This is a genomic window from Deinococcus indicus, from assembly GCF_002198095.1.
GTDB classification, from domain to species: domain Bacteria; phylum Deinococcota; class Deinococci; order Deinococcales; family Deinococcaceae; genus Deinococcus; species Deinococcus caeni.
This window is the reverse complement of record NZ_NHMK01000036.1, coordinates 42,278-58,268: the sequence shown is the minus strand read 5'-3', so window position 1 is coordinate 58,268 and position 15,991 is coordinate 42,278. Positions and strand designations below refer to the sequence as shown.

The 15,991-nt window shown below is 69.6% G+C and carries 4 protein-coding genes; all 4 read right to left on the bottom strand.

Annotation, left to right across the window (positions count from 1 at the left end):
* Positions 1-85 precede the first annotated feature (85 nt).
* On the bottom strand, positions 86-5,005 hold the full coding sequence (locus tag CBQ26_RS20225; RefSeq protein WP_172418188.1) for a beta strand repeat-containing protein: 4,920 nt from the start codon (positions 5,003-5,005) through the stop codon (positions 86-88).
* A 937-nt stretch (positions 5,006-5,942) separates the two neighbouring features.
* Complete coding sequence (locus CBQ26_RS20220; protein WP_088250405.1) at positions 5,943-10,712, bottom strand: DUF11 domain-containing protein; 4,770 nt, start codon at positions 10,710-10,712, stop codon at positions 5,943-5,945.
* A 2-nt stretch (positions 10,713-10,714) separates the two neighbouring features.
* Positions 10,715-13,504, bottom strand: coding sequence for a DUF11 domain-containing protein (locus CBQ26_RS20215; protein WP_308430639.1), 2,790 nt, complete (start codon positions 13,502-13,504; stop codon positions 10,715-10,717).
* A 164-nt stretch (positions 13,505-13,668) separates the two neighbouring features.
* The gene (locus tag CBQ26_RS20210) at positions 13,669-15,990 is read right to left on the bottom strand and encodes a DUF11 domain-containing protein (RefSeq protein ID WP_088250404.1); all 2,322 of its coding nucleotides are present in this window, start codon (positions 15,988-15,990) and stop codon (positions 13,669-13,671) included.
* Between the last annotated feature and the right edge of the window lies 1 nt (position 15,991).

The window sequence follows — 15,991 nt, the reverse complement described above, 5'->3', positions numbered from 1 at the left end:
ATTGTAGAGCCCGGCAGCAGAAACAGGCCCCCCGCGCGGGAGGGCCTGTCCAGTCGAACCGACTGTGAAACGGGTTACGGAGCGGTCAGCGGATGGTGGTCTGGAAGCAGGCGCGGCCCGATTCACCGACCGCCAGGGTGCCCAGCGTGACCGTCATGGTGCCCCGCGAGAACATGCCGCCCGTGGTGGTGAGGCTGCCACCGTCGGCATCGGCGGCGCTGCTGCTGAGGTACGAGGTGGCCGCGCCGCGCGTGAGCTTCACGCCGAAGCCGGTCGCCGCGCTGGGCTCGTCCGCGTCATAGGCGGTGATCAGGGCGTTCGTGTTGCCGGGCACGTGATCCACCAGCACGAAGTTCGGCAGGGCCGCGCCGCCCAGGTTCTCGAAGTCGATGCAGTACTCCAGGACTTCCAGCGGCAGGCCGCCGCCGGACGTGCCGAAGGCCGTGTTCGTCGTGATGTTCCGCACCTGCTTGGTCAGCTTGCCGTACACCATGTTCGTCACGGCGCTCGCCGAGTTGTTCGCGGGCGTGGGGTCGCCGTTCGGGCCGCTGACGGACGCCGTATTCGTGATCGTCCGGGCGGCCGGAGTGCCCGCCAGCGTGGCGGCAGACGGGGCGGTGGCGGTCACGGTGACGGTCACGAAGGCCGTGTCGGCCGTGGTTGCCGCGCCGGTATCGACCGGCAGGGTCGCCCCGACACTCACGTTGTTGCCGGTGCCGCTGGGGGCCGCGCAGGTCGCGCCGCCCGTTCCGGCGCAGGTCCAGGTGACGCCGGTCAGGTCGGCAGGTACGGTGTCCGTCACGGTGGCGCTGCTGGCGCTGGTGCCGTTATTCCAGGCGCGGATGGTGTACGTGACCGTCCCGCCGGGCTGCGCGAAGGCCGGGCCGGTCTTGCTGACCGCGAGGTCGCTGGTGACGGCGGCGTTCACGGTGACCTGCACGGTCGCCGTGTCGCAGGCGGTCGTGACGGTCGCGTCGCACAGCTGGTACGTGACGGTGTACGTGCCGGCAGGAGTGCCAGCCGGCACGACCAGCTGTCCACTGGCGTTCACGGTCAGGCCCGTGATGCCACCGTTGTCCTGAATGGTGACGGTCGCGTTGGCGGTGGTGGCCGCCGCGCCGCCCACAGTGTCGTTGCCCAGCACGGTCACGGTGCCGCCCGCGCCGAAGCCGAAGCTGACGGCCGGGTCGTTCACGGCGTCGATCACGCGCGTGACCACGGTGGCGCTGGTGTTGTTGCCGGGCGTGAGATCGGTCGTCCCGGCGGGCGTGGTCACGCTGGCGGTGTTGCTCAGGGTGCCGCTGGCCGTCGCGGTGCCGGTCAGGGTATACGTCAGGAAATTGCCGTCCGGCGTGGCGTTCGCAGGGGTGGTGTCTAGGCTCAGCGCGCCCGTGACGATGCTCACGCTGCTGGCCGTGAAGCTCTGCGTGCCGCAGGTGGCCGTGCCGGTCGCCGCGCAGCTCAGGCCCGTCACCGTGAACCCGGCGGGCAGCGCGTCCGTCACGCTGGCGCCCGTCACGCTGCTGGGGCCGTTGTTCCACACGCGGATGGTGTAGCTGACGGCGCCGCCACTGCCGACCGCGAGCGGACCGCTCTTGTCGATCACCAGATCAGCGGCGGGAGTGACGGTCGTACTCACGCTGGAGGTGTTGTTCCCTGCCGTTCCGTCCGTGATGCCCGACGGGGCCGCCACGGTCGCCGTGTTCGTGAACGTGCCGGTCGTGGTCGCCGTCCCCTGGATGATCACCGTGCAGGTCTGACCCGTCGAACCGCTGAACGAACCGTTCAGGGTGCTGCCGGTAAAGGAAGCCGTGCAGGTCGTCCCGGTCCCCGTCGCACTCACGACACTCAGGCCCGTCAGGTTGGCAGGCACCGCGTCCGTGAAGGTGGCGTTCGTCACGGCACTCGGGCCGTTGTTCGTCACGACGATCTGGTACTGCACCACGCTGCCCTGCACCACGCTCAGCGGGGTGCTCTGGAAGGTACCGCTGGTCCCCAGACGCTGCGATTTCACGATGCCCAGGTCAGCGGCGGCGGGCGTGATCGTGATGGCAATGGTGGCGTTATCGCAGGCGGTCGTGACGGTCGCATCGCAGATGCGGTACGTGACAGTGTAGGTGCCCGGCAGGTTCGTCAGGGAAGGCGCCAGCACCAGTTGCCCGCCAGGATTCACGCTCAGCCCATTCAGACCGCCGTTGTCCACGATGACTGGCAGCGTCACGTTGGTGGTGGTGGCCGCCGCGCCGCCCACGGTGTCGTTGCCCAGAATGTTGAAGGTAGCGCCCTGTCCGAACGTCACAGCACCCGGGTCGTTCACGGCGTCGACCACGCGCGTGACCACGGCGGCGCTGGTGTTGTTGGCAGAGACAGTTTCCGACGCGGTCGTCGAGCTGACCGTTGCGGTGTTGCTCAGGGTGCCGTTGGCCGTCGCGGTGCCGGTCAGGGTGTACGTCAGGAAATTGCCGTCCGGCACGGCGTTGGCCGTGTTCGTGTCCAGACTCAGGGTGCCGGTCGTGATGCTCACGCTGCTGGCGGTGAAGCTGGACGTGCCGCAGGTGGCCGTGCCGCTCGGCGCGCAGCTCAGGGCCGTCACCGTGAACCCGGCCGGCAGGCTGTCCGTCACGCTGGCCCCGGTCACAGAGCGGGGTCCGTTGTTCCACACGCGGATGGTGTACGTCACGCTGCCGCCACTGCCCACGGCAGCCGGGCCGCTCTTGTCGATCGCCAGATCAGCGATGTCGGGAAGCGTGACGGGCGTGGGCGACTGCGTGTCGCCGTTCGCCGTGGCGGGCGGGGTGCTGCCGTTCGTCGAGATGTCAGTCGCCAGCAGGTCCACCGGGGGAATCGGCACGCCGCCCACGAAGGTATAGCCGGGGTTGGCGCTGCCGGTCGTGCTGGCGTACACGGTGTTGTTCAGGACGCTGCCGCTGGCGGGCAGGCTGGCCGCGTCAGGGTAGGACACACGCACCGTGAAGGTCACGGTGGCGCTGGCTCCAGCCGCCATGGTGTTCGTGCCGGTCAGCAGCGAGGTCACCGAGGTGCCGTTGAAGCCGGTGTTCGCCGTGACCGCGCCGCTCGTGACGGTCGGGCCGGCCACGATGCTCAGGGTGCCGGTCGTGAAGGTGCGGGTTAGATCCTCGGTGATCTGCACGTTCGGGTTGCTGACCGGCCCGGTGTTCTTGACGGTCACGGTGTAAGGCACGTCGAACACCAGCCCGCTGACAGCAGTGACGGTTCCCACGGACTTCACGGTGTCGATGCGGTTGTCCGGGAACACGCAGGACGCGCCGTCGGACTGCGCGGCCACCGCCCCGGTCGCCAGCGGCGTGAACGCCCCGGTGGACAGGTTGATGGTGCCGTATGTGCCGCCGTTCTGGTAGGCGTACAGGGTGCCGCTGACGTCGAAGAACGCGCTGCCGATGGCGTTGGTGGTCGTGAACGCAGGGAAGGTGCCGCGCAGCACGGAAGCGCCCGTCGCGGGGGTGATCTCCATCACGCCGCCCGGCGTGAACACGCCGTACAGCAGGCTGTTTACCGGGTTGAACGCCAGATCGAAGATCGGCAGGGCCTGCGACAGCGTCAGGGTGCCCAGCATGCTGATGGCGCCGCCGGTCGTGGTCGGCAGTTGAATGCGGTACAGCGGCGTTTCCTGCGCCAGCTTGTGAACGTACATCACGCCGGCGGAATCCACGGCGGCCGAGGCGATGCTGCCGCCAGTGGGAATGGTCGTGTTGAACACCTCGACCGCGCCGCTCCGACCCAGACGGTACAGGCGGAAGGGCGTTCCGGTCGTGAAGGGCGTGATGTTCAGCGCGTAGAAGTACCCGTCTCCCTTGTTGAACGCCAGGGCGTTCAGGCCAGGGCCGAATCCGGTGCTCCACTGCGCCGTGCCGCCCGTTCCCAGGTTATTGCGGTCCAGCAGGTACAGGTTCGACAGCAGTGTGCTGGTGTCCTGACGGATCTGGTAGAAGCGCGCGTCACAGGTGTAGGCGGCGCCCGCCGCACTGGCGGTCGTGGTCAGGCTGGCCGTGGCGGGGGCAGCGCCCGTGGCGGCCTGGGCGTTCACGGTGCCGGTCACGTTCGCCGCGGGAATGGTGTTCGTGCGGGTGGTGGCCGCAGCGTCCGTCACGGTGACGTTCACGGTCACGCTGCACGACCCGTTCGCGGGAATGCTGCCACCCGTGAGGCGGATGGCCCCGTCATTGCTTTCGATGGCTGCGCCACCGGTCGTCAGGACCGTGTTGCCAGTCCCCGTGACAATAGTGCCCGCGCAGGAGTTTGCCGTGACCCGCAGCGGCAACGGCAGGCTCAGGCCCATGGTGGCGGCAATGTTGTCCGTGACAGCCAGGGCACTCGTGGCGAACGGATACGGGTTGGTGACCGTGATGTTCAGGGCCGTCACGCCGCCCGCAGAAACGGTGGTGGGCGCGAAGGACTTGCTGACGTTGAAGGTCGGGGCAGTGATCGTCAGGCGGTAATCCTCGACCTCACCGCTGTCCAGACGACCAGTAGGGTCCTCTACGCCTGTCACGTTGTAACTGGCACGCAGACGTACGTAGTTCGTTCCGGTGGTCAGGCCGGTCAGTCCCGTCCAGTTCAGGGTGACGCTGGTGGCGCCGGCCGCGAAGGGGGCGCAGGCCCGCTCTCCAACGTCGAAGACACCGTTGCGGTTGTAATCCACCCAGCCGCACACCCGCCCGGCAGCGCTGGCCCCGCTGATCGGCACGGTCAGGCTGTAAGCGTTGTCGGCGGTCGTCAATGCAGGGAACGTCGTGATGGCGTCCTCGTCGGCCCCGTCGCCGTTCGTGCCGTTGTTGTCCGCACCAGCCGTAACAGCATTGGGGCTGGACGCGACGGCCGTCGCACCGTTCAGGGTATCAGGGTTCTCGGCGTCAATCGTGGCGCCCAGCTTCAGATCGCCCACCACATGACTTGCGGCAACAGTGGAGTCATAGCTGGCCGGAGCGTCCCCGAAGTCCTCGTTCACGGTGAACGCCAGGGTCAAACCGTCGTCCGTCAGACGAGTGTCCGGTGTGGGGTCCGTACCGTTGATTCGCCGGGCAATGAGTTCCATATTGAACGTGACGCTGGTGAACGTCCCGTTCAGAACGACACTTCCGCAACCGGCCGTCGTTCCCCGCCCGTTGGTGAGCGCCTGGCAATTTGTGCTGGGATTATTGGAGGCCGTCGTGAGGGTCGTTGCCGTCACGGCGAGGTTGGTAGGGGTACCGGCCGCCGACAGGGAGACGCCAGGGGTCGCCACATTGAATCTGGCACGGGCGCGGTTATCGTACACACTGCCGTTGGTTCCGCCACTGGATGTACCGCCGATACCCGAAACGTGCATGATCGGGTTCGTCACCGGGCGGCTGAAAGTGAAGGTGACGCTGCCCCTGTTACACGGCACGTCGACATTCAGGGCCCCCGTAGAACAGCCGGTTGATTCGACGTCAAATTCCAGGGCAGGCGTTGTCAACGACACTCCTGGCGCGTAGGCTGCGGCCGGCGGGTTACCCAGAGTATTCAGACGTGTTGCCGAGATGAGTTCGGTTGCCGTGCCGTAAAAGAACGACGTATTGATGTTACTGGTCTGACCTGTGACTGTCAGTCCGGACACGTACCCCGCTGAGACTGGCCCCGCCGTGTTGGCGTTATTGACACCTCCCGGTCCGGAAAAGCTGCCGTTAATCTGGTACGCGCCGGCCACGGTTGAGCAGATGGCGGTCGCGACCAGTAAAAGGTGACGCAGGAATCTGGGGGGTGCGGTCATGTGTGGTCCTCGCTTTCCGGGTGGGGTGGGGGGCGGGTCATTTCGTGAAATTGTCGTGCGTGACTTCTTGCGACGGCCTTACAAAGGTCGGGGAAAACTGCGTCCTCATGAAGAAAAACAGAGGGAGAGTACGGCCGGGCGGGCCGCCTCTCCCCCACCGGGTGGGTGCGGGTTACCTGTTCTGGCCGAGGGTTTCGTCGATGGTCAGGTCCAGGCGCAGGTAAGCGCCCTGCTTGGTGTAGGTGGTGCCGATGCCGGTGAATCCGGCGGGGTTGTAGCCGGCGGTGATCCAGGTGCCGGGCAGGGCGCGGACGGACGCTTCGAGTCCGTAGCCGTACTGGGTGGTCTGGCTGGCGGGCTGGGTGATGGCGCGGCCCCAGATGCCCACGCCGAAGCGCTCGGTGACGTAGTAGGTGCTGCTGGCGCCGAACTGCGCGGTGAAGCTGCCGGGGTCGTTCAGGAGGGTGCGGGTGTCCAGTCCGGCGCGGACGGCCCAGGTGGGCTGGCGGTACTCGGCGGCGAAGTTGCTGCTCAGTTCGGGCTGGCCCCCGGCGAGGGTGCCGTTGACGTAGCGGACGGTGCCCAGCGAGTTGAAGGTGCGGTTGCGGTAGGCGTAGCCGATGGCGGCGCGCTGGCCGTTCTTGCCGGCGCCGAATTCCATCAGGCCGTCGGCGGTGAGGCTCAGGTGGTCGCTGAGGCTGCCGGTGATGCCGGTGCGCAGGACGACGCCGAAGCCGCGGGCGGTGTGGGTGAGGTCGGTACCGGCGGTGGCGGTGACGCGGTCGGTGCCGTAGCGCAGGTCGGCGCCGGCGCCCAGTTCGGTCTGGGCGGTGTTGATGTTGTAGGTGGCGTTGCCGCGCAGACCGGCGGTCAGGCGGTCGGTGAGGGGGAGGGTGGTGGTGACGCCGAAGCGGGCGCGGTTGCCCTGGCCGCCGGCGTTCGGGAGGTCGTACGCGACCTGGTAGTTGGTGTTGCCGAGGCGGCTGTCGAGGGTCAGGGCGGCGGTGTGGCCCTTGTTCCAGTTGATCTGGTCGCTCAGGCCGACGCTGACGGCGTCGGTGATGGCGTAGCGGGTGGTGATGGTGGTGGTGGGGTCGAGGTTGCCGGTGAGCGGCTGGGTGTGGGTGATGTCCACATCGAGGGGTTTCTGGTGGTAGCCGGCGCTGACGACCGCTCCGACGCCGTACTGGTCCCCGAAGGCGTACTTGAGGCCGGCGCCGACGCTGAACGGCGCGAGGCGGTAGTCGGCGCGGCCGGTGACGCTGCCGCCGCTGGTGTCGGTGGCGGCGGTGCCCAGGGTGTTGTGGTATTCGGCCTGGACGCTGCTGCTGAGGTTGCGGGTGAGGCGGCTGTCGATGCTGGCGCTGGTGGTCAGGCCGGGCGTGAAGGGCGCGAGGCCGCTGTACGTGCCGTCCTGGTAGCGCACGCGCGCCTGGATGGTGTTCTGGCCGAGGGTGGTGCTGAGGTCGGCGCTGGCCTGGAATCCGCCGGAGTAGGCGAGCAGGCCGTCGGCGCGAGTGGTGCCGTTGTCGTAGGTGGCGCGGGCGCCGGTCGTGACGGTCTGGTCGAGGCTGATGGCGGCCGCGCCGACCGTGTAGTTCTGGCCGGTGTACTTGACCTGCGCGCCGAACGCGGCGCGGCGCTGGGTCATGGGGTCGCTGAGGCGGTAGCTGGCCAGGACGATCTGGTCGTTCAGTTGCGTGTCCGTGCGGTCCAGGGCGCGGGCGAGGGTGATGATGCCGGTGCGGTAGTCGAGGATGTAGTCGACGTTGCGGGTCAGGGTGACGCGGCGCAGTTCCTTGCTGGTGTCGCGTTCCAGGGTGAGCAGTTCGAGGGTTTCGCTGCCTTCGGTGACGGGGCTGGGGTTGTTCAGGCGCAGCAGGCGGGTGTCTTCGGGGGTCAGGCGCTGTTCGCTGACGCGGGCGTCCGGGACGAGCGCGGCGAAGGCGGACACCTGGGGGTTGCTCTTGCTGGTGACGGTCAGGGCGGTCAGTTGCTCGCCGACCGGCAGGACGTCGATGGGCAGGCTGGTCTGGCGGTACTCGGCGCGCAGGGCGGGGTGGTCGTAGCTGAGCGCGACCGGGTCGATGCCCTGCAGGGGCACGCTCTCGGTGCTGCTGTCGCCGTACACGCTGAAGCGCTTGAGGGTGTTACGGTCGGTGGGCAGGCCGTCCTTGTCGGCGGCGACGTACAGTTTCCCGCCGGCCAGCGGTCCTTCGTAAGAGGCGCGGGCGGTCCAGGTCAGGTCGTCGCGGAGGTTCAGGTTGCCGTCCAGGCCGAGGGTGGCGCTGACCACGCCGACGCCGACGCGGCTGCTGTCGGGTCGGACCTCGAAGGTGTAGGGGCGCACTTCCTGGCCGACCAGCACGCCGAGTTTCAGGGTAGTGGGGGACGACTGGGGGTTCAGGACGAGTTCGCCCTCGCCGTCCACCAGGGTGATCTGGTAGTCGGCCTCGGTGGGGTTCTGGTCCGGGGTGCGCGGCTCCAGGTTGCTGCGCAGCGTCAGGGTGGACTGGGTGGTCAGGTTGCCGCTGGCGTCCAGGGCGCGCAGGCGCAGGCGCAGGGGGGTGCTGCCGTCGGCGATCAGGTCGCCGGGCAGGACTTCCACGCGGGCGGTCGCGCCGACCAGTTGCACCTGGACGCTGTCCTGGCCGTACTGGAGGGTGTTCGCGCCGGTCCGCAGGGGCACGCCGACGTAGGTGACGCGGCGGGTGCCGCGTTCGGCGTCGGTGGTGACCTCGCCGATCTGGTCGTCCGGGACGGGCGTGCCGTTCACGCTCAGGCGGGCGGTCTGGTCGGCCGGCACCTCGACCACGACGCTAATGCGGTCGCGGATGCGGACCTGCGAGCCGTTCAGCGGGAACTTGATGGCGCCGGCGTTCTCGGTGACGGTCGCGGCGGGCGCGGTGACGCTCTGGGCGGCGTTCAGGTCGTTCAGGTCGACGCGGCCCTCGAGGTTCTCGCTGCGTTCTCCCCGGAAGCGGGCCAGCAGGGCCGGGGCGTCCAGGGTGGGGAGCGGTCCCTCGTGCAGCAGGTCGTAGGTGACGGCGCCGCGCAGGGCGGCTCCGCTGGCGGTGGCGGGGCTGCTGGCGGGTTCGGGCAGCACCCAGTACAGCGTGCCGCTGGGGCCGCGGACGGGGTCGGGGATCGGCTGGCCGTCCAGGCGGCTGCTGCCGGGCACCAGGGTCGCGCCGGCCGGGGTGCGGTGCGTGACGATCAGTTCGGTCGCCTGGCGGGGGGCGTCGAAGGGCAGGGTGACGTTGCTGGAGCGGCGCTGCGTGGGCGCCTCGGCGGCCGGGACGGGGCGGGCGCTCAGCTGCCCGGCGGCGGTCTGCGTGACGGCGCAGTCCGGGGTGCGCAGGCTGGCGTTCAGGTCGAGGGTGCCGGTGGCGGTCACGCGGGCGCGGTAGCTCAGGCTGCGGGTCTCGCCGGCGGCGAGGGTGCCGGTGAAGCTGGTGGATTCCAGCGCTTCCAGGCCGCTGCCGGGCGTGTCGAGCAGCAGGTACGGCACGGGCCGCGCCGAGGTGTTCGTGACGCGCAGCGTGACGGTGACCTCGTCGCCCTGGGTGGCGTCCGGCAGGGCGTCGCGGCCCAGTTGCAGGGCGGTGCTGTCGGCCAGGACGTTCAGCGTGACGCGCTGCTCCTGTCCCCACGGGGCGAGGCGGGCGGTGACGGTCAGCGGGCCGCTCCGGGTGGCGGTGCCGGTGACGCGCAGTTCGCCGGGACGCGCGGCGCTCAGGGTGCCCTGCACGCTGTTCAGGCCCTGGATGTCCAGGCCCGGCGTGTCGAGCGTCAGGTCCAGGGGCAGCTCGCCGGCGTAGGCGGTGGCGGCGCGGGCGGTCAGGGTGACGGTGTCGCCCACGCAGACGTCGAGCTTGTCGCTGTTCAGGGTCAGGCTGGCGGTGGGGCGCACCTGGATGCGGGCCTCGCCCTGCCCGTTGCGGGGCACGTTGACGCTGCTGGTGTCCACGGCGACGTCCGCGCCGGGAACGGGGTTCGGCACCACGGCGTACGTGCCGGGCGCGACGCGCTGCGAGAAGGTGCCGCCGACCGTGACGGTGGACTTGCCGACCAGCGCGTCGATCGTGGTGGGAGTGACGCTGCCGGGCAGGACCAGTTCGGCGGTGACGCGCAGCAGGCCGGTCTGGTCGACGCGGCTGATGGTGATGGGTTCGGGCGTGCCGGCGCGGGTCAGGCTGAACCCGACCGTGTTGCTGAACTGGCGGGCCGTGGCCGGCTGCCGCAGTTCGACGGTGTAGTTGCCGGCGCGGGCGGGCAGCGCGAGGTCCGTGAAGCCCAGGTCGGCGCTGACGGTCAGGGGCGTGACGTTGCCCTGCTCGTCGCGCAGGCGGGCCTGCAGTTCCTGGGGGCCGTCGCCGTCGTACATGCGCAGCACGTGGTTCTGGCCGTCGCTGCTGACGTTCACGGCCGGCACCCAGTCCTGGGAGTGGACGTTCACGTTCAGGCGGTCGGCGCTGACGGACGCGCTAATCCCCGCGAGGCGGATGGCGAAGGTGTTCTTGCCGTTGCCCTGCGTCACGGCTTTCAGGCGGTAACGGCCGGCGGGGAGGGTCTGGTCGAACAGGGTTTCCCAGTCGTGCGCGCCGGGCGTGAAGGTGCGGGTCAGGACGACCTGGCCGTCGCTGCCGGTCAGGGTGAAGGTGGTGGTGACGTCGCTGCGGTTGGCGTCGTACTGCTCGTCGCCGTAGTAGGTGTCGCTGCGGTAGTCGCTCTGGTCGACGCGGGGGCTGTACAGTTCCAGGCGCACGGCGCCCTCGATGGGAACGTCCAGCGCGAGGTCCTGATCGCCGACCGACCAGGTGAGCTGGTCCCCGACGGTGGTCAGGGGCAGGCTGGTGCTGATTTCCTGTGCGCCGGCACCGGTGCTGACGGCCAGGAGGGCCGTGAGCGCAGTGGCGAGTCGCTTGAAGTCGGGTTGCACGTTCAGTACCTCCAGCTCAGGACCGGGTCGGTGGTGGCGGCGCGGGGCTCGCCCTTCCAGTCAAAGCGGTAGGTGAAAGTCCTTTCACCTGCTGCGAGGCTACCGGAGTAAGTATGTCCGCCTTCTTTCAGAACGGCGCCCTCGGGGAGCGGGTCGAGCAGCGTCACGCCGTCCAGGGCGCGTGGGGTGTTCAGGGTCAGGATGACCACGTACCCGCCCTCGGTGGCGTACACGGCCTTGTTCAGGGTCACGTCGCCCACCGTGAGGGTCGTGCGGCGCAGCGCGGCAATGTCGCCTCCCAGCGGTGCCAGCGGGAAGTCCACGCTGGTCAGGCCGCGCACGTGCACGGTCTGCGTGCCGCTGAGGCCGCCCTCCTGCGGCAGCTTCAGCGGGGGGTACGGGGTGGTGTTCGGGTCCAGGCGCAGGGCGTGGGTGCCCATGGGCACGTTCGGGAACGAGTAGCGGCCTTTCGGATCTGTCACAACCTGCCGCCCGCCGGCCAGCAGCACGCGCGCCCGCTCGACCGGGGTGTCCAGCAGCGGGTCGAACAGGCCGTTGCGGTTGCGGTCCACGAACACCGTGCCCACGATGTCCGCGATGGGCGCGAACTTCAGCGGGTTGAGTTTCGTGGTGGCGACCGCGCGGTTGCTGGCGATGGCGCGGGCCACGCCGCCGGCGCCGGTCCCGCTGACCTGCACGGTGTTCACGAGGTCGCCGGTCGCCTCGGGCGTCACGCGGGTCTGGTACGTGATGGTGATGGTGCCGCGCGCCGGGATGGTCCCCGCGTTCCAGGTCAGGACGCCCCCGTTGATGGACGGGTCCGCGAGCGGCTGCCCGGCCAGGGTGCTCGTGCCGGGAATGTACTCCAGGCCGCGGGCGGGCGTGTCGGTCACGACGGCGTCGGTGATGGCGGTCGTGGCCGACTCGTTTGTGATCTTCAGGGTGTACGTCAGGCGGTCGCCGTAGGTGGCTTCCGGGGCGCTGACGCTCTTCAGGATGACCAGTTTGGCCGTCCAGACGGGCGTGCGGACCTCGTTGCTGGGCATGGGGGTGCTCAGTTCGGTCGTGACGAGGTTGAAGACGTTGTTCAGGGACTCGCCGTCCCGCGCGCGGGTGCTGACCTGGGTGGTGATGGTCAGGGTGCGCGTCTCGCCGGGCGCCAGGGTGCCCAGGTTCCAGGTGACAGTCTGCGCGCCGGGCTGCCCGCCCAGGACCCCGCCGGCACTGGCGCTGACGAAGTCCACGTGCGCCGGGATGGGATCGGTCACGACCGCGTTCGTCAGGGGGCGGGTGTAGGGGTTGCGGACGGTCAGGGTGTACGTGATGGTGTCGCCGGCCGCGACGGTCCCGCCGGCCGGGATGGTCACGGTCTGCCCGGCGTCACCCTGCGTGGTGGCCGTGAAGGACTTCGCCAGTTCCGGGAAGGTCGCCTCAACGTTCCCCACGAGGTCGCGGGTGGTGTTGCTGGTGCCCCGGTCGCCGTTCACGGTGATCAGCGCCTCGAGCGGCCCGGCCTGCGGGGCGTCGTAGCAGATACGCACGAACGCCGTCTGGCCGGGGTCCAGCGTCAGCGGCTGCGCGAGCGGCTGGCCGTTCTCGCCGTACAGCACGCTGGTCGCGCCACCCACCGGGTACGTGACCGTGACGCGGAAGTTGTCGCGCACGTCCCCGGTGTTCTTCACGGTGTGGTCGAAGCACACCTGCTGCCCCACCACCGCGAACGGACGGCTCTGCGTGTCGGCGGGCGTTCCCTCCGGCGCTTCGGGCACGCCGACCGGGCCGATCGCCACGGCCGGCAGGTAGCGCACGTCGGCGCTGGCGCTGCCGCTCACGCTGCGTCCGCCCGTCTGCGCGGTCGCGGTGTTCGGAATGACGCGGTTCTCGGCCTCCGCGCCGGCCAGCATGCGGAAGGTCAGGGTGATGGTCGCGCCGGGCGCGAGGCTCGCGGCGCGCACCCGCACGCCCCGGACCGGGCTGATCTCGGCGGCCGTCCAGTTCACGCCGTCCTGGGTGTACTCCAGCGTGCCGGTGTTCGTGCGCGCGCTGCCGGGCACGAAGGTCAGGCCCTGCGCGATCTGGTCGCTCAGCAGGTCGGTCAGGATCACCTCGCGGCTCTCGCCCTGGCCGGTGTTGCTGGTGCTGACCGTCACGGTCGTCTCGGTGCCGGGCCGCACCAGGGCGGGCGTGAAGGACTTCTGCACGCCCAGCACCGGGGGCGGCCCGACGCGCACGCGGCTGACGTTGTTGCTGTCGGCGTTCTGCCCGCCGGCGCAGCTGGCGATCAGGTTCACGTAGGCGTCGCCCTGCGCGTCGCTGGTGTCCACGACCAGCACCAGCGCTGCGCGGTCGTCGGGAGCCAGGGTGAGTTCCGTGACCTCGGGTTCGTTCGTGTCGGGCTGGCCGTTGCCGTTCAGGTCGCGCACGACCCGCAGCGCCGGGGCGATGGTGCTCTCGGTCTCGCTGCGCGCCAGGACCGGGAAGTTCCCGGTGGTGTTCCCGGTGTTCACGACCGTGTACGCGAACGCGGCGCGCTCACCGGGCAGCAGCGTGGCGCTCTGGCCGGGCTGGGGCACCGTGCCGTCCGGGGTGACGCTGACCGAACACACGGCCTGCACGACCGTCACGACGGTGTTCGACACGGCCCGCACCGGGTCGGTCGCGGCGGGCGGCACGAACTCGGCCTGCGCCTGGTTGGTGATCTCGGTCCCGGCCGGCGTGCGGGCCGCGCCGGCCTGAGCGGCCAGGACGAGCAGGGCGGTCAGCATCGTGGTGGTGTGGGGGAAGCGGGTCACGGGGGTCTCCTTTGGGGCGCGGGCAGGGCGCGGGAAGGTAGGGCGGCGCACTCAAATGTGCGGAGGGATGCAATATCAGGTCTGCTGTTGGGTCGAGCTGAAAGGAATGTGCGGCTGGTGTGACAGACGCGCCCCGCGTCAGTGCAGGGCGCGTCCGGGTCAGCTCAGTTGACGGTGACGATGAAGTCGGCGCTGAGGGTGGCGCCGGGGGCCAGGGCGTCAGGCAGGTTGTTGTTGTCGGCATCGACTGCCACGTCGATCTTGGTTCCGGCGGCCAGGCCGGTGGGGGCCGCGGCACTCCAGGCGCCGCCGTCGACACGGTAGATGGTCTTGCTGGGTGCGGGGGTCAGGGCGACGCTGAACAGCGTGGTGTTGGCGGGCACGGTGTCGCTCAGGAAGAAGCCGTTGACACTGGTGTTGTAGGTGTTCTTCCCGATGATGCGGTAGCTGATGTTGTCGCCGGGCCTGGCGCCGGTCGCGCCGGTCGCGGTGTAGTCCGCGGGGTTGGGAATGGTGTTGATGGGGTTGCTGCCCGCGACCACGCCAGCCTTGGCGACGAACTTGGCCACCGCCACGGACCCGGCGGGGGCCACGCGGATGATGTTGTTCGTGTCGGTCATGGGGATGGTGCTGTAGTTCCCCACAGCGTTCTGCGTGACGGTGTAATCACCGGTGCGCGTGCCAGCCGGCACCTGGATGACCGCCACGGGCTTGTACTCGGTGCCGGGCGCCACGACGGGCGTGATGAACTTGTTGTAGTCGGGGCTGGCAGTATCGTTGCTGACGCGGGGCAGCAGCGAGCCGTCCGGCGCGTAGTACAGGACCGGGACGATCACGGGGTTGCCGGTCACGGCGTCGATCAGGGTGACCGTGCCGCTCAGGGTGTAGCTGTCGTTGTACTGGCCGTTGTTCACGACGTCCATCGGGAAGGTGGCGGTCGCGTCGGTGAAGTCGGGGCTGGTCGCGCCGCTGGTCGGTCCGTTGGGGTTCACGGTCTGGATCGGGGCGGGGGTCGCCTCGGCACCCTGGGCGCCGGTGGCGTCACCGAACTGCGCGGCGGGCGGCAGGATGGTGTTGCGGGTGTTGCTGTTCGACACCAGGTCGGCGTCCTTCAGCGAGTCCGCGCCGATCAGCACGGTGACCGGGGCGATCGGGGCCGAATCGTTCACGTCGGGGTACGTGACCTCGGTGCGGTACACCACGGTGCTGCCGTTGGGGACGGTCACGGTGGGGTACTGCGCGACCGTCGGGTTGTTCGGATCGGTGGACACCCTGATGGGCTCGCCCGTCACGGGATCCAGGAAGCGGATGGTCACGCCGGTCGTGGGGTTCGTGAACACGCCGGTGGCCGGGTCGAAGGTGTAGGCAGGGTCGGGCGTGCCGTCAGCCAGCGTCGGGAACAGCTGCACCACGTCGGTCGTGCCGCCGGTGTTGGTCAGGGTGTTCGTGAACACGACCCGGTCGGGCGTGGCGTTCAGGTCGGCAGCCGGGTAGGCGATCTGCTCGTCACCGGCCACGTTCGTGGCGATGGGCGTCCCGCCGGGGGTCGGGTCGGTCGCGCCGCCGGGCACGGGGCTGGGCGTGGCGGGGGGCGTGGTGGGGGCGGGCGTGACGTAACCGGGCGCGCTGACGACCGGGGTGTTGTCGCCCGGCTTGCCGACCACTTCGGTGGGCACGTTCACGCTGGTGACGGGCGGCACGCTGGCCGGCGGCAGGGGGTTACCGGCGCTGTCGACAGGCGTGCCGGGGTTCGTGTTGGGGTTGTTGTCCAGCGCGGGGGCGAAGACCGTGACTCGCGTGAACTGCAGGTCGGTGTTGACCGCCTTGTTCTCTTCCTGGACGGTGGTGCCGCTGGCGTAGCCGTTGCCGGGGGTGACCAGGGGGTCGGCGCCGGCCGTGCCCAGAACGGTGCCTTCGGGGGACGCACCGAACACGCTGGTGGGGCTGATCAGGGCCGGATCGGTGGGCAGGGTGATGACCTGAACGATCTTCACGATGCCCTCGTCCACGCCGGTCGTGGCGGGGTTGTCAGCGGCGACGGGAACGGCCGATCCGGCCGGAATCTCGGCGCCGCGGCTGCCGTCGGTGTTCACGAGGTAGTACCTGACGGTGGCGCCCGCCGCGCTGCCCGTGGTATCGGCGTTCACGACGATGTTCAGGGGCGTGTTGCCCTTGTTGACCAGCGAGTAGGGCGTCTCGATGACCTGACCGGGAACTGCGCCGGTGGTGACGACCGGGGTGCTGGTCAGGGTGTTGCCGTCGGCGATGCCGCTGGTGGTGTACACGATGTCGAAGTCGGGCTTGGGCAGCACGACGGTCTGCACGGTGTTCGAGGTGCTGTTCAGGGTGGAGCCGGCGTTGGCGGGGTCCTCGAAGCTGGCGGTCGCGGTGTTCTCGATGGTGGTGCCGGCCAGGGTGCCGGCGGCGCTGGCGGAACCGGCGGCCAGGGCGGCCATCAGGGCGATCAGTTGGGTGCTACGTTTCATG

Bases quoted from the DNA above. Each gene is read 5' to 3' on its own strand.
- CBQ26_RS20210 (WP_088250404.1), bottom strand. From the start codon at position 15,990: ATGAAACGTAGCACCCAACTGATCGCCCTGATGGCCGCCCTGGCCGCC.